Source organism: Candidatus Accumulibacter phosphatis, assembly GCF_012939955.1.
Classification (GTDB): Bacteria; Pseudomonadota; Gammaproteobacteria; order Burkholderiales; family Rhodocyclaceae; genus Accumulibacter; species Accumulibacter delftensis.
The window spans coordinates 48,407-69,034 of the sequence record NZ_SPMY01000044.1; the positions used below are offsets into that span (position 1 = coordinate 48,407).

Here is a 20,628-nt window from a genome sequence, read left to right on the forward strand (position 1 = left end):
ACCTTGGAGACCAGCACCCTGGCGCGCGTTCTCGTCGTCGAGGACGACAAGGGTATTCAGGAACTGCTGCGCTTCGCACTGCTGCGCGGCGCTTACCAGCCGATTTGCGCCGACAGCGCCGAGCACGCCGAAACCCTCCTGCGCGAGACGCTGCCGGATATTGCCCTGATCGACTGGATGCTGCCCGGCCAGTCCGGTCTGGCGCTGACCAGTAAGCTGCGCAAGGAGCCACGCACACGCAGCCTGCCCATCATCCTGCTGACCGCTCGCGGCGAAGAGGGGGACCGCATTGCCGGGCTCGAAGGCGGCGCTGACGACTATGTCGTCAAACCCTTCAGCCCGAAAGAACTCCTGGCGCGGATACAGGCAGTGCTGCGGCGTTGCTCGCCAGAGCATGGCAAGGGTACACTCAGCGCTGGACCGATCACGCTCGATACGGTCAGTCACGAAGCCAGCGTCGAGGGACAGCGGATTACCCTGACGCCGACGGAGTTCCGCTTGCTGCGCTTTCTGATGGCCAGCCCCGGGCGTGTCTATTCGCGTCAGCAACTGCTCGACAACGTCTGGGGGGATCATGTCTTCATCGAAGACCGCACGGTCGATATTCACATCCGGCGCCTGCGCGTCGCTCTAGGCGTAGCCGCCGAACATATGGTCGAAACCGTGCGTGGCGCCGGCTACAAGCTGGGTGCCCGGCCCGGAGCCAAGGATCATGACCATCCGAGTCCCCCCCGGTGATGAAAGCGATGATCGTCTCCCCTCTACCCGGTCTTTCTTCCTCCGTCGCGAGAAGCGAGATTCGTGAGTCGCTTGCGCGACTTTCACATTAACGGTCATGACACGTCGAGACACCCCAAATCATGAAAGTCATGACCGTTTCCCTCTTCCCCCTGCCCCTTCTCCCGCGAGGGAGAAGGGAGTTTCGTGAGTCGCATGCGCGACTTTCACATTAAGCTTCTGGCCGCGTGAGCCGCTCTGCTGTGTGGTCTGCGAAGCTTCTGCTGCGCGGCCTCCTGCCGGTTGGCTGCTTCGCTCTGCTGGCCTGGTTGAGTGATGGGCCGGCCTGGGTCTGGGCCGTGGCTGCACTCGCTTGTACGCTGCTCGTTTTCGTGCACGCCCGGCAGTTGGCGGCGCTGGCCGCATGGCTCGACGCTCCGGAGAGCCGTCGAATCCCCAAGGCCGGCGGTGCCTGGGGAGAAATCCTGCGCCAGCTTGCGGACAAACTGGCTGAGGAAACGCGCGGCCGCGAGGAAGTCGAGGCGAGATTGCTATCGTTCAGGGGAGCAATGGACGCCGTCCCCGATGGGTTGGTGATTCTCGACGCCGACCATCGTATCCAGTGGAGTAATCGCGCCGCGGGCGCGCATCTGGGAATCCGCCTGCCGCGCGACAGCGGCGTGATCATCGAGCATCTGGTCCGCACGCCAGGTTTCGCCGAGTACCTGGCCAGTCCCGATGTGCATAGCCCCTTCGCTCTGCAGACGCCGGCGGTGCGAACGCGCATCTACACCATCCGGGTTGTTCCACTCGGTGACGCCAACAAGCTGCTGGTCAGCCTGGACGTGACCGATGCCCGGCGCGTCGAATCGATGCGCAGCACCTTTGTTGCCAATGTCTCTCACGAACTGCGCACGCCCCTGACCGTGGTCAGTGGCTTTCTGGAGTATTTTACCGACGATGGGGCGCTGGACGCCGAGCAGCGCAGGCAATTCGCGCGGCGGATGAGTGAGCAGACGGCGCGTATGTTGACTCTCGTCGATGACCTGCTGACGCTGTCGCGGCTGGAAGCAGAGGACGCGCCAGCGAGTGAAGAGGCGGTCGATATGGCTGAGCTGCTACTGCAACTGCGCGCCGAAGGGGAAAGTCTCAGCGACGGCCGGCATCGCCTCGAGGTGATTTGCCAGGGGCCGGCCTTGCGTGGTAATCGCAAGGAGCTACACAGCGCCTTTGGCAATCTGGTGTCGAATGCCATCCGCTACACGCCAGCAGGCGGCGAGATTGTCATCGAGTGGGCGGTGCGCGACGGGGCAGGCGTTTTTTCGGTTCGCGATTCCGGTGTCGGTGTCGCCGCTGAACATTTGCCACGCCTGACGGAGCGCTTTTACCGCGTCGACCGCGGCCGTTCGCGTGACACCGGCGGTACCGGTCTCGGCCTGGCGATCGTCAAGCACATTCTCTTGCGTCATCAGGCGAGCTTGAGCATCGAGTCGGAAGTCGGCGCAGGCAGCACCTTTAGTGCGCTCTTTCCGGACTGGCGTTTGCCACCGCGGACGTGAGCTCCGGCGCGAAAGGATGTCCTTCCCATGCGCGCGGCGCATCGGTGTGCCTGGATTTCGGGACTAGCCGCCGCCTGGGAAATCGGCGGGCAATGGTTGCACCGGGTAGTGATCGTCGTCGATAGGCTTGTTGCCGGGAATTTCGGGCGCCAGCATCTCCGCTCCGAATGGCTTGAGTTCGCCTCCCGTGCTGGCGAGACCGCGCTCGATCTGCTCAGCAATGTGGTAAATGCCGGCCAGCACACCGCTCGCCGGATCCTCCACCAGTTGCCGCCACATTTCCTCCTGCGCCACATCCAGGGTCTCGCGTAGCTGCGCTTCCAGCGCCGGCTTTTCCTGAGCGTGCGCGATGGCACCGAAACCGGCTGCTCCCAGCGAGACGACGATTCCGGCGACGCCACCAAGGGCGGCCGCGGCAGCGCTGGCGCCGCTTTTGATCGCCAACTGGTCCATGAGACTTTCTGCGGTGCGTTCGGCGATTGGCGACAGCCGCGCGTCCGACGGCCCGGCACCGAAGCCGGCACGCCGCTCGCGCAGGTGCTCCAGCAAGCTTGCATAGGCCGGCAGGGCGGCAATGGGGTCGCTGTAAACCAGGCCATAGAGCGAAGCGTTCTGCGCGCCAGGTGTCGCGGCAGCAATCGCCGGAATGGCCTGCAGCCGGTGCTCGAATTGGGCCGTCGGTACGTCGTGGCGTCGCCGGATACCCTGCAATTGTTCGGCCAGCAGCTTGACATACAGGCTCGTCGCTTGTTCGCTGACCGCGTTGGGGTCCACTTCCTCCGCCGCTGGTTCGAGGACGCGCTCCTGGTACTCTTCCTGCAGATAGGTGGCCAGGCGTCGTACGGCCGGATCGTCCCCCGCTTCGTTCCCCTCCCCATCCCCCATCTTGTACCAGGCCACTTTGATCGACAGCCATTGCTGGGTCCAATAGCCCGTATACCAGGGGATGAAATCTTCCTCGCCGAGTTCGCGCACTCGGCGCATCCATCCGTCCATGAGTCCGTGCGCGTAGTTTTCAGCTGCTTCTTGTGCGGCCAGCGACGCGCTGGCAATGTCCTGATCGACCTGCTGCCAGGTCGTTGCAGATACGTGGACGGTAGAATCTCGTTCAGGCGAACGTTCGGGAGCCGCACATCCGGCCAGGGACAGCAGCAGTGCGACGACCAGGGCATGGGTCGCCAGGAGCCGGGTCCTGTAGTATGAAGTGTGCACCTTGTCCTTGATCACCCTTTTGCGCGCTGCGGGACGGGGGGCTTTCACAGCGCTCGTCGCTGCTGCAATTATAGTCGGCCAACAAGCTTGCCCCGGCGCCGGGATTCCCGCGGACGGGGAAGCAGTGGCCGTCCGGCTGTCACCTAAGGTTTACTCCGAGGAGAGAATGTGAACACGCTTCGTTTACTGGCCGTGCTGTGCCTGTTTTTCGTTGTGCCCAATGTTCAGGCTGTGGACAACCTGAAAGCGTTTCCCGCGGCTGAGCAGGGAATGGCTCGCCATGTCCTGCAGCTCCCGCAGCAGGAACAGGCAGAGGAAGCCGACTTGAAGGTCGAACTGGTCGTCGGCAAAATGGCCGAGGTCGACGCGGGGAATCGCTATTTCTTCAGCGGTCGGATTTCCACGGAAACGATCAGCGGCTGGGGATTCCCGCGCTACATCGTCAGCCAGCTTGGGCCGCTGGCAGGCACTTTGATGGCGATCAATGCGGACGCGCCGAAAGTCCGGCGCTTTATCGGCCTCGGTGGCGAACCCTATCTCATCCGTTACAACAGTCGCTTGCCGATCGTGGTTTACGCGCCCGAAGGCGTCGAAGTCCGCTATCGACTATGGCGAGCCAGCCCCGAGTCGGCGGCAATCGACAGGGGCTGAGCAGCTGCAGTGCACAAGTGATCGTCCAAGCGGCTTGTAATTCCTTTTCCGGAGTGTAAACTTCCCTGAAAAGGAGAGTTACGATGAGTCTTGCCTATGCTTATCCCGCCAGCCGCTTCGAGCCGGCGATTCTCGTCGATCTGAACCTCCGCTCGGAACGGCAGCGTTTGTCGAAGTCGGCTCTGCAGGGCTTCTTCAGGTTGGCCGAAGCCTGGAAGCTGCGTGACGACGATGCCCGTGAGTTGCTCGGTGGTCTATCGAGCAGTGCTTTCTACGAGTGGAAAAAGAACCCGGCGCGCTTGCTCGAAGTCGACCGCATCACCCGTATTTCCTACCTGATCGGCATCTACAAGGCCTTGCACATTCTTTACGGCGATCTGCTTGCCGACGAATGGCTGAGTCTGCCCAACCGAAACCGGATCTTTGCCGGCCGCACGCCTCTGGCTTATATGCTTGGCGGTGGCCTGTTGGCCATGCAGACCGTCCGCAAACTGCTCGAAGCGCGTCGTGGTGGAGTCTGATGCTGCCCACGCCGGCAGTCGTCCTTGTGCGCCAGCTCGACACCGTGCGGCTGATTCCGTCCCGCTTCGCCGACCGGGAGGACTCGGTGCTGAGCACCCTTGCAGAAAATACCGACCATCTGCGCGATCTCTTCGATCTGGACAACGCCACCAATGAGCGCTTGCTCGCCGAGCAGGGTGGTATGCCGGGGAATAGGTGTTGATGAGCTGGTTTTCGGCGTGCCGAACTTCCGGATCATCAACGCCGCGTTCGCCTATCCGCGTCCCGAAGGCAGCCGCTTCAATGACGGTGATCGCGGCGCCTGGTATTGCGCTTTCGAGTTGGCAACGGCGATGGCCGAAATCATCTTCCACAAGACGGTCGAGTATCAGGAAATCGACCGTTTCTACGATAGCGTTTGCTATCAGGCGCTGCTGGCGGATTTCAGCGGCCAGTTCCATGAACTGCGCGATGCGGGTCATGGCGGGACATTTGTCGCCTGTCTCGACCCGAGCAGTTACCTGGTTTCTCAGCAATTGGCAGCGCAGCTGCTCGACGCCGGTTCGCTGGGCATCGTCTATCCGAGCGTCCGGCGCGCAGGGGGAAGCAACCTGGCGTGCTTCCGGCCAGCGCTGGTCGGTAATCTACGCCGTGGAGCCGCCTACCGATTGACCTGGAGTGGCTCGCCGCAGCCCGTCGTCGAGCCGATTTCCGCTGGCGCCTAGCGCTCTTTTGCTGCCGCGTGTCGGCTCTGCAGCCACGCCGAGAAGTCGGCGCCGAGTTCGGGGTGTGTTTCGCCGAGTACGACGCTGGCTTGCATCAGGCCCAACTTGCTGCCGCAGTCGTAACGTGTGCCGTGGTAGCGATAGGCGAGTACCTGTTCGGTGCTGAGCAGCGCGGCGATGCCATCGGTGAGCTGGATTTCGCCACCGGCGCCGCGTGGCTGTTGGCGAATCAGGTCAAAAATCGCCGGGGTCAGGACGTAGCGGCCGGCTACCGCCAGATTGGAAGGGGCGACGTTCGGTTGCGGCTTTTCTACCAGGCCGCTGATTCCGACCAGATCGGGCCCCTGTGGCTGGCCCTTGACGATTCCGTAGCGCTGCGTCTGGTTTCTCGGCACCTCCTGAACGGCCAGGATGCTGCACTGGTGCTCGGCGAACAGTTCGATCATTTGTTGCATGATCGGTGGGTCGCCAATCATCAGGTCGTCGGCGAGCAGGACGGCAAAGGGTTCGCCGCGCACCAGACGCTCGGCGCAGAGCACTGCATGGCCGAGACCCAGCGCGCGTGGTTGGCGCACGTAGACGCAGTCCATGTCGTCGGGCTTGATCGAGTGCACCAGCGCCATCAGCTCGTCCTTGCCGCCGCTGGCAAGTTCTGCTTCCAGCTCGTAGGCGGTGTCGAAGTGGTCTTCGATGGCCCGTTTGTTGCGGCCGGTGACGAAGATCATCTCGCGAATTCCGGCCGCGTAGGCCTCTTCCACCGCGTACTGGATCAGCGGCTTGTCAACGACGGCCAGCATTTCCTTGGGACTGGCCTTGGTGGCTGGCAGGAAGCGTGTGCCAAGGCCGGCGACCGGGAAGACTGCTTTTTGAACACGTAAGTCGTGGTTTTTGATATTCATCATGGTTTCCAGTTTGAATGGGTGGCGGCCTGTTCAGGCAATGCGCTCGGTGCTCCACGCCATGCCGCCGAGAACGGCCAGTGCCGAAACGATCATCAGCAGCGCGCAGATCGCGAAGTAGAGCCGTGGACGATCCTCGTGGTCGGCGATTGCCAGGATGTGCAGCGCCCCCCAGGTGACGGCCAGCCCAACGAGCAGGGGAATGCCGAGCACCTGCCATTCGATGCTGTTCAGCGACCACATGCGGCTCTCGTGCCAGGGCACGGCAAGAAAGACGCCAAATGTCCAGAACAAGGCGAGGCTGCCGCAGGCGACGAGGGCTGCGACGGCGCGGGTGATCCATTTTTCCATGCAAGTTCCTTGCTGACTATGCTGAATATTCTTACGATTCGTCGAGGTGGCAGCGGTCTTGACATTCCCGCGAGTGGCCAATTAGTGGTCAATAAATGAAGCGCTCGCGCAGCTCGTCGAGGTTCAGTTCGTGCAGGATCTGTTCGAGTCGCGTGGCGGCGTTGCCGCGCGCCTGGCCGGTATGCCTGGCGATGATCAACTCGTTCTTCAGTGAGTGTTCCCAGCCGACGAGTTCGGTCACCGTTAGCTGATAGCCACGCGCTTCGAGTTGCAGGCAACGCAGGGCGTTGGTCAGCTGGCTACCGAATTCGCGGGTGTGGATCGGATGGCGCCAGATCTCCGACAGCGCTGTCTTGGTGAAGGACTCGTTCTTCTTGCTGCGCAGCTGCGCGGCGATTTCCGCCTGACAGCAGGGGACGAGAACGATGAACTGCGCCTGCTTCTCGAACGCGAAGCGAATGGCATCGTCGGTGGCGGTGTCGCAGGCGTGCAGCGCGGTGACGATGTCGACTCGTTCGGGCAAGGCCGGCGAGTCGATAGCATTCTCGACGCACAGGTTGAGGAAGGACATGCGCGTGAAGCCGAGTCGTCGAGCCAGCTGGCGTGAGCGATCAACCAGTTCCGGACGCGCTTCGACGCCGTAGATGTGACCGTCGTCCCTGGCCTTGAAAAATAGATCGTAGAGGATGAAGCCGAGATAGGATTTGCCGGCGCCATGATCGGCCAGGGTCAGGCGGCTGTCGGTGGCGACGAGTTCGGAAAGCAGTGGCTCGATGAAGTGGAACAGGTGGTGGACCTGCTTGAGTTTGCGCCGGCTGTCCTGGTTGAGCTTGCCGTCGCGGGTCAGGAGGTGCAGTTCCTTGAGCAGTTCGATCGACTGCCCGGGCCTGATTTCGGGGATCGGCGGCACGTTTGTCCTGAGGCTTGATTGACGAGAGACGTGCATTCTAGCGCCTTCGACACGGCTGTGGATGTGGCGGAAGTGGCGGCGGGCGACAGCTGCAGCAAGCAGGGTGCCAGAAGGGGGTAGAAGGGTACTCGAAGCGCGGCAATAGTGGCCAAGCGGTGGGATAATGGCCGCTTCTTCACTCAGTCTTTGGATTTTCATGACCATCCAGTGGTTTCCCGGACACATGAACTCGGCACGCAAAAAAGCGGCCGAGACGATGGCGTCGATCGACGTGGTCATCGAGTTGCTTGACGCACGCATGCCTGAGGCGAGTACCAATCCGCTGGTCCGCGAACTTCGCCTGCAGCGTCAGCGCCCGTGCCTGAAGGTCCTCAACAAGGCTGATCTGGCTGACCCCGCCGCGACGCGGGCGTGGATCGATCACTACAATCGGCAGCAGGGTGTGCGCGCGGTCGCGCTGTCTTGCCGCAAGCCTGGCGACGCGACGCGCCTGCCGATGCTGTGCCAGACGCTGGCGCCGCACCGCAACGACAACGTCAAGCCGCTACGCATGCTGATCATGGGCGTTCCCAATGTTGGCAAGTCGACGCTGATGAATGTCCTGTTCAAGCGCAAAATTGCCAAGGTCGGCGACGAACCGGCGGTGACCCGCCAGCAGCAGACCTCACAGCTCGACGTTCGTCACACGATCACCGATATGCCGGGGCTGATGTGGGCCAGGATCGACCATCCGAGCGACGGTCTGATGCTCGCCGCCAGCAATGCCATCGGCCGCAATGCGATGATTGATGAAGAAGTGGCCGGCTTTCTTGCCGGCCTGTTGCTGGCGCGCTACCCGGCCCTGCTGGCGAGCCGCTACGGCTTGCCGGGCGCGGAGCTCGCGAAACTCGATGCGGTGGACGTCATCGAGCGGATTGCCATGCGGCGCGGCCTGCGTCTGCGCGGCGGCGACGCCGATCTCGATAAAGCAGCGAAAGTGCTGCTGCAGGACTATCGCGACGGCCTGCTGGGACGGATCAGTCTGGAGACGCCGGCAACGCGTCGACTGATGCTGGCCGGCGCAGCGACGCAGGAGGCTTCTCCGCAGGCGGCGGGGGATGAGTCGGGATGGCAACCCCAGGAAAGCGTGCCGGAGACGCAGTCCGACGACTAGCTTGGTCGGCGTGCTGAGCACTGGAGTTTCCGTTCATGCGCCGGTACAGCGAGGAAGCGCTCGAGAAGCACCGGAACGGCGTGCTCGGGGCCACAAGGCGACGCGCCGGGCTTGCAGGTGGCCCGGCATCTGGCGAACGGCGATTCCGCCAGGCGGCCACAGGGAGCTGGTCTCCCCTCCGAAAAGCGCGCCGCGGCTGACTGCCTCCGGTATGGACGATGCCGGCAGGAAATCACGCGTTGCGTCGCTCCTTACGGGTGCTTTTGGCCTTGTTTGTGAGGTCATTGATGGCATAATTACCGGGCAATGCCCATTTCTCTCATCATGCTGTTCATAAGGCAGGTTTTATGTCCATGTCACTAGGCCGGGTAATCGCCGTTGTTTCGCAGAAAGGCGGTGCCGGGAAAACGACGGTTGCCATGCAGATGGGTGGCGGCTTTCATGCCCTTGGCGCTTCGGTCTTGCTGGTTGACCTCGACCCTCAGGAAAGCGCGTTTCGCTGGGCGGAGTCCGCGCCATTGCTGGACTCGGATCTGCAACTCGATGTCCGCAAGATGTCCGGGCTCGAGTTGATCAAGCACGTCGGCGAGTTGCAGCGGGAGGCCGATTACGTGGTCCTCGATACGCCGCCATCGATCTACCATCCCTCGACCCTGGCGGCATTGGCGGTGGCTCATCTGGCCGTCATTCCGGCCGTGCCCAGCCCGACTGATCTATGGTCGACGCTGGCCGTCGAGCGACTGATCCTGACACGCATGGAGCACAGCCATCGCCTGCACGGGTGCATTGTTCCGAACCGTGTGCAGAACACCGCACTGGCGACCGATGTGCTTGAATTGTTGCACGAATTTTCCTTGCCGATCCTCGATGCCATGCTTTGCCAGCGCAACGCCTATGCGCAAAGTGCGGTGATCGGTGCCTCTGTTTTTCAGCTGGGATCGGGTGCTGACGCCGCCCAGGGCGAAGTCCGCAAGCTAATCACCGCCGTTCTTAAACAATTGGAAGAAAACTAATGACGACATCCTCACGTCCGAGCAGCAACAAGACCGCTTTGCGGGCCAGCCTGAAGAAGGAAGACGATTCGCTGGCCGATCGCCTGGTGGGCACCGACGCTCCCATCGGCGCCACGAATCAGGCCGACACTACCGATCTCGATCTGCCCACCAGCGCCGCTGCCACTGCTACGGCCACTCCCAGCGCTCCGGCGCGGCCGCCTGCTGCGAAGCGCCCTGTGACCGCCAGAAAAACGCCAGTGCAGGCGTCGGCGGTCGAGCCTGCCGCGGCGCCAGAGGCGCAGCCAGCTGGCGGCAGGAAACGCGCCGCGACGGGTGCTGAGCCAAAGGCAAGGGCTGCCAAGCCCGTGGGAACGGTCGAGATGCTCGAAAAAGTGGCCAAACAGAAAGGCGACAAGCTGGTCAGCTACTCGGTGAAGTTGTTGAAGAGTGAGGAAGCAGCGATCGACGCCTTGCGCGATGAGCTGTCCAGGGTTGCCGGTTGGGCGGCGACCAAGTCTGATATTCTGCGCGCTGGCGTGCAGGTCTTCGCGGAGCAGAAGTTGGAGCAAATGCAGGCCTTGCTCGGCTCGCTGGCCATCGCTGTGGATGCCAAGACGGCGAAAAAAAGCCAAGAAGAAAGACAAGAAGAAAAAGAAGCGCTGACAGTCAGGCGTGGGTCTCGAAAAAGGCGGTGAGGCTCACCGCCTTTTTTGTGCGTGCTGTTGTCGGCGCCCGGGTGGCGGAGTGGCTGCGTGGTGGCCAGGCAGGTAGGTTTCATGAATGAGTGGCAGGACGATGATGGAACGTTTCGTAGTCGGGAAAGAGGAAAAGCGTCGGCGTTGGCTCAACGTTGGCTGGGGCTTGCTGTTCAGCGGGGCGATGGTCATCGCCATCACCGTCGGGCACGAACAGGATCCAGAACGCTATAGCAGCTTTCTGTGGTGGTCGGTGGTCTGGATTTTCGGTGCGGCAAATCTTGGCAATTTATTGTTTTTGTTGCGTTATTTGCGTACTGTCGACGATCACTGTATCGAGTTGGCACCTGGCAAGTTGCGCTTTCTGAGTGCCGGGAACTGGTCGGAGCTGGAGTTCGAGCAGGTATCCGCGTTGCGTTTGTTCCGCAGCCGCGGGAAACTGCGGCACATCCAGTTGCTGCTCAAGAACCGTCGGGGCATCCGCCTCGAGGGGTATCAGGATCTGGACCGTCTGGCCCAGTGTTTGCAGGACGCGCTGCCGGGCAAGCTGATGTCCTGAACGGTCGGCGGGTAAAACGCGGTCGTTGCAGCGCTGCAGGTCGGCCGGCAGTTCGCTGGTCGCTGGCTCTGAGCGGCTGTGGCCGTCTTGCAGCGCGGCCGGTGAGCCAGACGAACTCGCGTCCACGGCCTGTCAATGATCTGTTCCGCATTCGGCGCTTCTGGTGGGCGATTCGACGCGCTGTCGGAAAGGTGCGAGATTCGTCCGCAAAAATCCTCTTTTCGCCCCGCCTCGCCGGCAAGTGGCGGCTCTTTCGCACGTTTCGTGCATGTCGCCATGCGGCGCCCGCCGAGTATGACACACCGCTCACTTCGCAGCTGCGTTGATGGCCGTCTTGCATGTCATCCGTGCCGCCGTACAGTGCGCGCGGCGCTTGTCTGTCGCTAAATCGCCCGACTTGCGTTTGATCAAAAAAAAGTTGAAATTTCTGGTACTTGCGTCCGAAACGCCCCTTGACACCCGCCCTTGTTGCGGTGTTTAGGGCTACAATTTGCCCAGAGTTCAGAGGCGCGGAGAGGCGCTTCACGGGGGGAGGGGTAACTGTCTTCGTGGGCGCCGAAAACCGAGCTGTGTAGTGTTTCTTCGTTTTTTTAACAACCACACCGGAGGACAAATGTTATCCACCAACCCGATTGCAGCTTTGTTTGGCAAGTCGCCGTTCAAGCCAATGCAGCAACACATGCGCATCGTCTGCGAGTGCGTGGCAGAAGTGCCTGGCCTGTTCAACGCCGTAATTGCGCAGGATGCGGCGAAGGTCGAAGCGCAGAAAGACAAGATCTTCGTCAAGGAGGGTGAGGCAGACGCGCTGAAGAACGACCTTCGCGACCATTTGCCGAAGAGCATGCTGTTGGCGGTTGACCGGCGCGACCTGCTGGAACTGCTGGCGATGCAGGATTCGATTGCCGATACCGCTCAGGATATCGCTGGCCTGCTGGTCGAACGCAATATGGAAGTTCCGCCGGACATGGCCGAGCCGCTAATGCGCTTCGTGAACCGTTGCGTCGAGACCTGCGAGCAGGCGCACAAGGTCATCGAGGAACTGGACGAACTCCTGGAAACGGGTTTCCGCGGCCGTGACGTCGACCGGGTCAACGCGATGGTCCTCGAACTGGGCCAGATGGAAAGCGATACCGACCTGATGGGGATTGCGCTCAGCGCTGTTCTTTTCGCTCAGGAAGACAATATCAAGCCGGTGTCGGTGATGTTCTGGTACCAGCTGATCCAGTGGGTTGGCAATCTCGCTGACAACGCCGAGAAGGTCGGTGACCGCCTCCGTCTGCTGATCGCTCGCTGACCATAGAAGGTCGAGCGCGTGCGCAAGCCACTCAGTCAGACCAGCCTTCCCGATGCGGGGATTCAGGGCGCGTGGTCAACTGGCAAACTCTACAGTTAAGGTTATTCAATGGAAATTATTGAGCAGCATCAGACTATCTTCTTAATCATGGCCTTCGGTTTCGGCCTCTACATGACCTGGGGTATCGGCGCCAACGACGTCGCCAACGCCATGGGCACCTCGGTCGGTTCCGGCGCCCTGACCGTCAAGCAGGCAATCATCATCGCCGCGATCATGGAGTTCGCCGGCGCCTATCTGGCCGGGGGCGGTGTCGCGTCGACGATTTCGAAGGGGATCATCGATGGCAAGGCCTTCGAGCCGGTGCCGGAATTGCTGGTCATGGGCATGTTGTCCGCGCTGCTGGCCGCTGGTATCTGGTTGATGTTGGCCACCATGCGTGGATGGCCGGTGTCCACCACGCATACCATCATCGGTGCCGTCGTCGGCGTTGGTGTCGCGGCAATTGGCACGGACGCCGTGCAATGGGACAAGCTCGGCGAGATCGTCGCCAGCTGGTTCGTTTCCCCGGTGCTCGGTGGCTTTTTCGCCTTGCTGCTGACGCTCAGCATCCGCAAGCTGATTCTCAACACCGAAGACCCGATCGGCCAGGCGCGCAAGTGGGGACCGTTCTATGCATTCCTGGTTGGCTGGCTGGTGTCGCTGGTGACCATCACCAAAGGCCTCAAGCACATCAAGATCAATCTCAGTGACGTCGAGGGGCAGATCCTCGCGGTGATCATCGGGGTTGTCCTGGCCGGCGTCGCCAGGTACATGATGAACCGCATCAAGACCGACGAACGTGCGGACAAGGACTTCCACTACGCCAGCGTCGAGAAACTGTTCATTCCGCTGATGGTGTTCACCGGCGCGGCCATGGCCTTCGCGCACGGGTCGAATGACGTTGCCAACGGCATCGGCCCGATGGCCGCCGTGGTGCAGCTGATCGAGACCAAGGCGGTATCGGCGAAGTCAGCGGTGACGCCCTTCATGCTGTTCATCGGTGGTGTCGGCATCGTCGTCGGTCTGGCGACTTACGGCTACAAGGTCATGGCCACCATCGGCAACAAGATTACCGAACTGACGCCGACTCGCGGTTACTGCGCGACCATCGCCGCTTCGTTCGTGGTCGTGCTGGCTTCGGGTCTTGGCTTGCCGGTGTCGACCACCCATATCGCGGTGGGTGCCGTGATGGGAGTGGGCCTGGCGCGTGGAATTGGCGCCCTCGACCTGCGCGTCATCGGCGGCATCATTCTCTCGTGGTTCATCACCGTGCCCGTCGGGGCGATCCTGGCGGCGCTCATTTTCTACGTCATGAGAGCCATTTTCATCTAGCCTAACGGCGAAACACTCCCGGCGGCGCTCCCTTCCTTTTGGGGCGCCGCCTGTTCGTTTTTCGTCCTGGATACTTGTCTCTTTCCACTCCTGATCCTTGCCTTTCGAGCGCTGATTGATGCCGGATCTGCCTATACAGCCCGTAGAGTCCTTGCAGCACTTCAAGGGGGTTGCTTTCCCCAGCGATGTCCGTTTTCGCCAGATCCTGGTGACCGGCCCCCCTGGCGCCGGCAAGAGCACCATGATCCGCCGTCTCGGCGGTTGGTCCGAGGAAGGCTACCTCGACATCAGCCGCAAGTACTGGTGGCGCTCCGAACTGCTTTCCATCCGGCCGCGCGAGATTCATCTGGGGCTGCCGATGCTCGGACTGGCCGACGCGGTGTCGGTCTACGATGCTGCGTTTCTCGACTGCGATCCCTTGCCGACGGTCGACCTGGCGCGCATCGCACTGCCGCCCCGGCAACTCTTCTTCCTCTCCGTCGACTGGTATCGACGCTATATTTTTGATTTTCTGCTGCCTCCGGCAGAGCTGGTTTTTCAGCGCCGCAGCGAACGCGCACGGCACAGTACGCATCCGGTAGACGCTCGGCTCAGCCTGCAGATCTGTACGGCACAGATCGAAGCCTTCCGCCAGGTGGCCGAGTACCTGCACCGCAAGGGCTTCAACGTCTACGTACGCGAGGCGCTGGAAAGCGCGCCGCAACGGTTTGTCGATCCCTCGGGAGTTCCCGCCGCGGCAAGTCCCAGGCGTCGACGCTTCACCTTGGCGAACCTGCTGGCCCGCCTGAAGGCAGCTCGGCGCGATTGGGCTTCGGCGTCGGCCGTCACCTCCGCTTGCGCGGTGCCTATCGCCTGGGAGACAGCAAAGTCCGCGTGACGCTCGACGGTCTGCCCATCGAAATCACCCTGGGTCTGGATGACAAACGCCTTCGACTCTACCCCGAGACGCGCATCAACCACTTGGGAGAGGCGATCAAGGTCGGCAGTTTCGTCCTTGTCGACCCCGCCACCCACTTCCGCCAGATTGGTGGGTTTCTGCGTTTGAGCCCCAAGAACTGGCTGGTCCTCGGTTCCGACGACCGCATCCAGCAAGCAATCTTCGACTACCCGGAACCTGTTGATGGGCATCATCTTGCCTTGATCCACGGCCGCGACGGTTTGGTATTCCGCAACCTCAGCGACGCCGGTACGACCATCGCGCCGATCGTCGAGCAGCCGCAAGTGGTCCGCCTGAAGCGCTTGCGGCGGCTGCGCAAGCGTAGCCGGTTGCTGGACCAGGGTATCCCGATAGCGCCGATGCTCGACAAAGCCAGGGCGCTGCGCATGAACAGGTTGCAGCGCTTGCGCACGATCTTCGGCGGGCCGATCACCCTGGTGCCTCGGGACGAGGCGCTGGACCTCATCAATGAGGTCAATCGGCTGATGCACAACGAGGTCTATCGGGCCAGGGACGATAGAGGCTTGCCTGGCGGATTGCTCGTGCTGCCGCGCGGCTTGATTCCGATTGTGATCGCCGACATGCATGCGCAGATCGATAACCTGCTCACTGTCTTGACCCAGAACGCGTTCCTGGAAGCGCTGGAGGATGGAACTGGCGCCCTGGTGATTCTCGGCGATGCCGTGCATTGCGAGGTCGACGGTCAGCTGCGGGCGATGGAAAGCTCGATGATCCTGATGGACCTCATCTTTCGCCTCAAGCTGCGTTTTCCGGAGCAGGTGTTCTACGTCCGCGGCAACCATGATTCGTTTTCAGAGGAACTGGCCAAGGATGGGGTTCCGCAAGGCCTGCTGTGGGCCAGGGAGCTGAGCGAACTGCGCGGCGCGGTCTATCAAAGGGCCATGGGCGACTTTTACCGCCTGTTGCCCTACGTGGTCATGTCCCCGGATTTTTTCGCCTGCCATGCCGCTGCGCCAAAGAGCAAGGTCAGCAAAAGAATCCTGGTGCAGCTCTACCAGCGACCCGAACTCATCCTCGAACTGATCAACAACCGTTTGCAAAAGGCCAGTCGACCGCAAGGCTACAGCCGGCGCGATGTCAAGCGCTTCAGAAAAAACCTGAACCTTGACCGGGAGACTCCCTTCATCGTCGGCCACACGCCAATGGACCGTGAGGACACCCTGTGGCTGAATGTCGATGGTATTGACAATCACCATGTACTCTTCAGTGCCAACCCCCAACAGGTCGGCGTGTTCACCCTCGTCGGGGAGGTCATGGTGCCATTGACCTATCCGGTGGACGAATTGACCCCGATCCTGAACGCCATGGCATTCAGGAAGGCCGCCGAAACGACCGAGGCCAATGAGGCCAACGATGCCAACGATGCCAAGGTCGCGCCTGACGGCTCAGATCAGGAAGCAGCAGTAAAGCCGCAAGCCGTTGCCAAACGATGGCGGCGCGGTACCTAGTGTAGCGTTGCATTCTTGATGAGACTTTCGGCAAGCATCTCCCACCCTCCGTCATTGCGAGGAGGCGAAGCCGACGCGGCAATCCAGAGGTTTTGCTTTTTGCGTGCTCACGATGTCAATGCGACGGAAAATAGTGAGAGGTTGGAACTGGATTGCCACGTCGGCTGCGCCTCCTCGCAATGACGTTGGGGCTGCTGGTAGCGCCGCATTCACCATTCACCATTCACCATTCACGACGAGGCTTTCAGCAAGCCTGACAGGGGCGAGAAGCCCACGCGGTAGCCAGAATTTATAGGTTCCAGGCTGCGTGCAACACTACACTGCTAGTCAGTGGTGTAGAGCCGCCTCTCTGGCTGGCCATGCGTGCCGCGAAGGGCTAAGGCGATTTCTGTCAAATGCCTGGCATCTTGCTTGTCTTTTCGCCCGTCTTCTGTGTTGCGACAAGCGTTACATAGTTCGACTATGCGCCTGTTGTCGCGCCTTGAAGTCGACCGAAAATCCGGCGCAATCTGGTACGTTCTTTTCCGGCAATCGCCTAATCGTTTGTCAACTACCCGTCCGGGCCCACAGAATCAGCGGAGTCAAACTTGGAACATCGCCTTGCCGAGCTGGAAGTACGGCTAAACCTTACCGAAGAGCTGGTCGAGGCGCTGAACCTGACTGTCTATCGACAGCAGCAGCAGATCGATCTCTTGCAGCAGCAGTTGCGCCACCTTTACCGGCAAATACAGGAGGCTCCGCCTGCTGTCGAGAAGCGCGGTGCGGACCAGGAAATCCCCCCGCACTACTGATTGAAAGCTGCTGTTCCGGCTTGCCAGCAGGTGTCCGAGGCTTGCCTGTCCCGTTTTTTGAGGGCCGAGAAGGCCTTGCCAGAACTTGCTGCTGCCGTTCTATCCCTACCCGAGCGCTGCTGTGCCCGTGAGATGGCCGGTTTCTTGTTGATTCGTGTCAACCGCACTTCGACGCAAGCGTTATGCGCTGCATGGACAGGAAGCAAGAACGAACCTTCTACAGGAGAGAGAACAAAATGGGCAGCGTAAGCAACGAGTCTTTTGACCAGTTCCTGGATTCACTGAAAGAGGCTGGGGTTGAAATCAGCAACGAGCGTGAGTTGCGTGAGCGCCTCGCAGAAGCCCAGCGCTGGCGTTTCGCGTTCGCTACGCTGGCTGCCAATGGCCGCCAATTGGGGATTCGCTTTCAGGACGCCAGCAGCAGCGGCGTCAACGACGCCGACATCCACAACGCCTTCGCCCGCTTCGAGTTCCCGGCAAATCTGGAAACCTCCTTTGCCGCCAGCCTTCGGGCAGAGCACTAGCCGCCCGTTCTTGCCACGCTCAAGCCCGTGCTGGCCGTCTACCGAGCGCTGAGCAAGGCTGGTGTGAGGACGAAAGAAAGACCCGCTTCGGCGGACTTTTTTTTTTCTTGGCGGCTATTCGCACAGCCGACACTGAGAGGCTGCGCAAGCAGCCCTGAAACATGAACGCTGCCGCCCCGTATTTCCAAGGCCCGGCGGTGCGTCGCAAGAAAAAACCTTCGCGCAAGGTGGGGCTAAACCGCCGCGCGGACTTCTGGCAGGATAGGCGGAGCGTAATCAATCTGCGCTGCAGCCGGAGGTTTTGCGCTGCTTGCAACGAGTGCGGAGGAATGAGGGCACTGTGGTCGCGTGTTCAGCGCTACGCAGATTGCCGAGCTCTGCGCGACGGTCGCGTGGCTGCCGGGATTGGTACGCAAGGAGTTGGCAGCGACGGTTTGCGAACACCTGGTGTGGTCCCCCTGACGGGGACGGCGAAGATCAGCGCCTGCCTGGAGTTCCTGGCCGGTTTGCAGGCGGCCGGGCTCACCTCACCTCGGCACAGGCTGGATTTGATGCTGATTTCCCATACCGTCACGGCACTGCCCCGATCGCGCTGGCGGGAGCGAGGATCGCTTCGCCGGGATGATCGGTGCTGGCCCACGAGGCGACGTGGGTGTCGAGCAGCCGCCTCAAGATTCGGGCACCTGCAGAAATAGCCGAGCCACCTCGTCATTACTGGTTTTCGATGTTCTCTGGAACGTCGAAAGCCCCCTTGGCGACGCCGATGCGTCGCTCGGGCGGTTGTTCGGCGATCGGAACCCGGTGCGCAGCCGGCCGGCCGTTCCTGGCAATGGCCATCTCGCGTTCCTTCCCTGTTCTATCGCTTCCACCAGGCGCCCGCCTAGGCTCACGATATCGCCCCCGATTTCTGCCACTCGATCAGCCTGCCAGACGGCCAGTCTTGGCTGGTCGATTGCGGTCTATTCCCGAATGCGGAGATCGCCAGCGAGGGCTCCTGATGTGTCGATGGCATTCACTCAGGGTCGAAGTCTGCGATGTCGATTTTCACCCACCGGATTCCCGCGCGCGGTATCGTGACCTTCCTGCGCGGAACAGGTGACAAGGCACAGCCATGGAAAACCAGACTTCAGCCAACGACGACTACGACACCCCGTGGAAAGACGCGATCACGCGCTACTTCCCCGAGTTCATGGCCTTCTACTTCCCGTCGGCGCACGCCGAGATCGACTGGCAGCAAGCGCACGTCTTCCTCGACCAGGAACTCGCCCAGATCGTCCAGGACGCCGAACTCGGCAAACGCCTGGTGGACCGTCTGGTGCAGGTGGCGACGCGGGACGGAGGCGAACAATGGGTCTACATCCACGTCGAAGTCCAGGGCCAGCGCGACGCCAATTTTCCCGAACGCCTGTTCACCTATAATTACCGCCTCTATGATCGCTATCGTCGCCCGGTCGCCAGTCTCGCGGTACTCGCGGACGAAGGCGAAGACTGGAAACCCACCCACTTCGGCTACCAACTGTTCGGCTGCGAAGTTGGCATCCGCTTCCCGACGGTCAAGATTCTTGACTACGCCGACCAGGCCGAAGCCCTCCTGGCTGATCCCAACCCCTTCGCCCTGGTCACCGCGGCGCACCTGTTCACCCGCCAGACAAAAGGTGACCCCGAGCAACGCTATGCGGCAAAATGGCGCTTGGCCAAGCTGCTCTACGAACGGAAGTGGGACAAACAGCGCATCATTGACCTGTTCAGCGTCATCGACTGGTTGATGCGCCTGCCGACTGAACTGGAAAAGCGGCTGATGCACGAGGTCTACACATTGGAAAGGAAGGTCACCATGCCCTACGTTACCTCTGCCGAACGCTTCGGCAATCGAAAAAGGATTGTTGCAAGGTCGGCAGGAAGGTCGGCAGGAAGGTCGGCAGGAAGGTCGGCAGGAAGGTCGGCAGGAAGGTCGGCAGGAAGGTCGGCAGGAAGGCCGGCAGGAAGGCCGGCAGGAAGGGGAGGCTACCCTCTTGCAGAGCCTGCTCGCCCGACGCTTCGGCACTTTGCCGGATGCCGTCCGCGATCGACTGGCCGGCGCCACAGTTGAGCAGCTCGAAAGCTGGGCGCTCAAGATTCTTGACGCCAAATCGCTGGACGAAGTCTTCGATCGGGACTGAGCGGCAAATTCCTGCCACATTGCCGGGCTTGGCGCACGGGCACGGGCACTGGCCAATGGCCTTCGCGATGGCGGTGACGCAGCGGGGTGATTGCAGCTGGCGTCGCCACTACGAACATAGCGTTTCCCAGCCCCCCTTCGAAGTCATTGCGAGGAGGCGAAGCCGACGTGGCAATCCAGAGGTTTGGCTTTTCGCGTCGTCAATAGGCCAATGCGGCGGCAAATAGTGAGAGGATGGAACTGGATTGCCGCGTCGGCTGCGCCTCCTCGCAATGACCAACTTGGCGCGTCGGCTGCGCCTCCTCGCAATGACCAACTTGCCACGTTGCTGCGCCTCCTCGCAATGACCAACGTCGTCGCCCTGGTCACCGCGGCGCACCTGTTCGCCCGCCAGAAAAATGGTGACCCGGACCAACGCTAGGCCGCCAAATGACGCTTGGCCAAGCTGCTCTACGAACGGAAGTGGGACAAACAGCGCATCATTGACCTGTTCAGCGTCATCGACTGGTTGATGCGCCTGCCGACCGAACTGGAAAAGCGGCTGATGCACGAGGTCTACACATTGGAAAGGAAGGTCACCATGCCCTACGTTACCTCTGCCGAACGCTTCGGCATCGAAAAAGGATTGTTGCAAGGTCGGCAGGAAGGTCGGCAGGAAGGTCGGCAGGAAGGTCGGCAGGAAGGTCGGCAGGAAGGGGAGGCTACCCTCTTGCAGAGCCTGCTCGCCCGACGCTTCGGCACTTTGCCGGATGCCGTCCGCGCCCGACTGGCCAGCGCCACAGTGGAGCAGCTTGAAAGCTGGGCGCTCAAGATCCTTGACGCCAAGTCTCTGGACGAAATCTTCAATCAGGATTGAGCGCCGCATCGTGATCGCTGCCACCGTGCTGCGCAGCGGCGGTAGCGGTGACGGAGGGTGGCGGGCGGAGCCGCCATCCTGAGCGCAGATCCACCATCCACCGTAGCCGTCATCGCCAGCGCAGCGCCCCCGTCCGCCCCCGCAGCGACTATTCCGCCCCCGCCGACCAGCAGGATCTGCTCCACGCCATTGTCCGCATGCCCCACCCGCCGTGGCAAGCCCGCCTGATACACAGCGGCGCCAGCGCCAAGCAAACCCTACGAACGCAGCGCCGCATTCCTGATAAGCCCTTCCCCAACCA

At 61.5% G+C, this 20,628-nt stretch carries 21 protein-coding genes and 1 pseudogene; 17 read left to right on the top strand and 5 right to left on the bottom strand.

Annotation, left to right across the window (positions count from 1 at the left end; all coding sequences use genetic code 11):
- Positions 1–3 precede the first annotated feature (3 nt).
- Together phoB and phoR are read left to right on the top strand one after the other, a co-directional pair.
- The gene (gene phoB / locus E4Q23_RS15435; protein ID WP_211203780.1) at positions 4–738 is read left to right on the top strand and encodes a phosphate regulon transcriptional regulator PhoB; all 735 of its coding nucleotides are present in this window, start codon (positions 4–6) and stop codon (positions 736–738) included.
- A gap of 227 nt (positions 739–965) precedes the next feature.
- Positions 966–2,276, top strand: a complete 1,311-nt coding sequence (gene phoR / locus E4Q23_RS15440) for a phosphate regulon sensor histidine kinase PhoR (protein WP_169067461.1) — start codon at positions 966–968, stop codon at positions 2,274–2,276.
- Between the two features lie 63 nt (positions 2,277–2,339).
- On the opposite strand, the gene E4Q23_RS15445 is transcribed toward phoR, so the two are convergent.
- On the bottom strand, positions 2,340–3,536 hold the full coding sequence (locus E4Q23_RS15445; protein WP_169067462.1) for a hypothetical protein: 1,197 nt from the start codon (positions 3,534–3,536) through the stop codon (positions 2,340–2,342).
- A gap of 120 nt (positions 3,537–3,656) precedes the next feature.
- Between E4Q23_RS15445 and E4Q23_RS15450 the strand changes: the two genes are divergently transcribed.
- The 3 genes and pseudogenes from E4Q23_RS15450 to E4Q23_RS15460 all read left to right on the top strand — a co-directional run bounded on the left by E4Q23_RS15450 (position 3,657) and on the right by E4Q23_RS15460 (position 5,365).
- On the top strand, positions 3,657–4,139 hold the full coding sequence (locus tag E4Q23_RS15450; RefSeq protein ID WP_169067463.1) for an ecotin: 483 nt from the start codon (positions 3,657–3,659) through the stop codon (positions 4,137–4,139).
- 83 nt (positions 4,140–4,222) lie between these two features.
- The gene (locus tag E4Q23_RS15455) at positions 4,223–4,660 is read left to right on the top strand and encodes an antitoxin Xre-like helix-turn-helix domain-containing protein (RefSeq protein ID WP_169067464.1); all 438 of its coding nucleotides are present in this window, start codon (positions 4,223–4,225) and stop codon (positions 4,658–4,660) included.
- A pseudogene (locus tag E4Q23_RS15460) lies at positions 4,660–5,365 on the top strand (RES family NAD+ phosphorylase). Before E4Q23_RS15455 ends, E4Q23_RS15460 begins: the two are co-directional and overlap by 1 nt.
- On the opposite strand, the gene galU reads toward E4Q23_RS15460, so the two are convergent.
- From galU to E4Q23_RS15475, 3 genes are all read right to left on the bottom strand, one after another.
- The gene (gene galU / locus E4Q23_RS15465; protein ID WP_423753349.1) at positions 5,362–6,267 is read right to left on the bottom strand and encodes a UTP--glucose-1-phosphate uridylyltransferase GalU; all 906 of its coding nucleotides are present in this window, start codon (positions 6,265–6,267) and stop codon (positions 5,362–5,364) included. The pseudogene E4Q23_RS15460 and the gene galU overlap by 4 nt on opposite strands.
- A 30-nt stretch (positions 6,268–6,297) precedes the next feature.
- Positions 6,298–6,615 (bottom strand): hypothetical protein, encoded by a 318-nt coding sequence (locus E4Q23_RS15470; protein WP_169067466.1) that lies wholly within the window; start codon positions 6,613–6,615, stop codon positions 6,298–6,300.
- An 88-nt stretch (positions 6,616–6,703) separates the two neighbouring features.
- Positions 6,704–7,525 carry a class I SAM-dependent methyltransferase gene (locus E4Q23_RS15475; protein WP_169067467.1) on the bottom strand — a complete coding sequence of 274 codons (822 nt, stop codon included), beginning with the start codon at positions 7,523–7,525 and terminating at the stop codon, positions 6,704–6,706.
- Positions 7,526–7,721: 196 nt separating this feature from the next.
- On the opposite strand from E4Q23_RS15475, the gene ylqF reads away from it, so the two are divergent.
- From ylqF to E4Q23_RS15525, 10 genes are all read left to right on the top strand, one after another.
- Positions 7,722–8,678 (top strand): ribosome biogenesis GTPase YlqF, encoded by a 957-nt coding sequence (ylqF, locus tag E4Q23_RS15480; protein ID WP_169067468.1) that lies wholly within the window; start codon positions 7,722–7,724, stop codon positions 8,676–8,678.
- 347 nt (positions 8,679–9,025) lie between these two features.
- Positions 9,026–9,691, top strand: coding sequence for an AAA family ATPase (locus E4Q23_RS15485; RefSeq protein ID WP_336511706.1), 666 nt, complete (start codon positions 9,026–9,028; stop codon positions 9,689–9,691).
- Positions 9,691–10,368, top strand: coding sequence for a hypothetical protein (locus tag E4Q23_RS15490; protein WP_169067469.1), 678 nt, complete (start codon positions 9,691–9,693; stop codon positions 10,366–10,368). The genes E4Q23_RS15485 and E4Q23_RS15490 overlap by 1 nt, the downstream gene beginning before the upstream one ends.
- Positions 10,369–10,471: 103 nt before the next feature.
- Entirely contained in the window at positions 10,472–10,927 is a 456-nt protein-coding gene (locus tag E4Q23_RS15495; protein ID WP_169067470.1) for a hypothetical protein, read from the top strand.
- 613 nt (positions 10,928–11,540) lie between these two features.
- A complete protein-coding gene (locus E4Q23_RS15500) occupies positions 11,541–12,221 on the top strand; it encodes a TIGR00153 family protein (RefSeq protein ID WP_169067471.1) in 681 nt (226 codons plus the stop codon).
- A 108-nt stretch (positions 12,222–12,329) separates the two neighbouring features.
- The gene (locus E4Q23_RS15505) at positions 12,330–13,592 is read left to right on the top strand and encodes an inorganic phosphate transporter (protein WP_169067472.1); all 1,263 of its coding nucleotides are present in this window, start codon (positions 12,330–12,332) and stop codon (positions 13,590–13,592) included.
- Between the two features lie 118 nt (positions 13,593–13,710).
- Positions 13,711–14,469 (top strand): serine/threonine protein phosphatase, encoded by a 759-nt coding sequence (locus E4Q23_RS15510; RefSeq protein ID WP_169067473.1) that lies wholly within the window; start codon positions 13,711–13,713, stop codon positions 14,467–14,469.
- Entirely contained in the window at positions 14,397–15,998 is a 1,602-nt protein-coding gene (locus E4Q23_RS15515) for a metallophosphoesterase (protein WP_211203782.1), read from the top strand. Before E4Q23_RS15510 ends, E4Q23_RS15515 begins: the two co-directional genes overlap by 73 nt.
- 587 nt (positions 15,999–16,585) lie before the next feature.
- Positions 16,586–16,789, top strand: coding sequence for a SlyX family protein (locus E4Q23_RS15520; protein WP_169067475.1), 204 nt, complete (start codon positions 16,586–16,588; stop codon positions 16,787–16,789).
- A gap of 236 nt (positions 16,790–17,025) precedes the next feature.
- Positions 17,026–17,313 carry a hypothetical protein gene (locus E4Q23_RS15525; RefSeq protein ID WP_169067476.1) on the top strand — a complete coding sequence of 96 codons (288 nt, stop codon included), beginning with the start codon at positions 17,026–17,028 and terminating at the stop codon, positions 17,311–17,313.
- Between the two features lie 711 nt (positions 17,314–18,024).
- Here E4Q23_RS15525 and E4Q23_RS25280 read toward each other — a convergent pair.
- Positions 18,025–18,150: a hypothetical protein gene (locus E4Q23_RS25280; protein ID WP_423753350.1), complete on the bottom strand. Its 126-nt coding sequence runs from the start codon at positions 18,148–18,150 to the stop codon at positions 18,025–18,027.
- Between the two features lie 1,175 nt (positions 18,151–19,325).
- On the opposite strand from E4Q23_RS25280, the gene E4Q23_RS24915 reads away from it, so the two are divergent.
- Positions 19,326–19,472, top strand: coding sequence for a DUF4351 domain-containing protein (locus E4Q23_RS24915; RefSeq protein ID WP_248595487.1), 147 nt, complete (start codon positions 19,326–19,328; stop codon positions 19,470–19,472).
- 435 nt (positions 19,473–19,907) lie between these two features.
- Positions 19,908–20,327 carry a DUF4351 domain-containing protein gene (locus tag E4Q23_RS24630; RefSeq protein ID WP_169067477.1) on the top strand — a complete coding sequence of 140 codons (420 nt, stop codon included), beginning with the start codon at positions 19,908–19,910 and terminating at the stop codon, positions 20,325–20,327.
- The last annotated feature ends 301 nt before the right edge of the window (positions 20,328–20,628 follow it).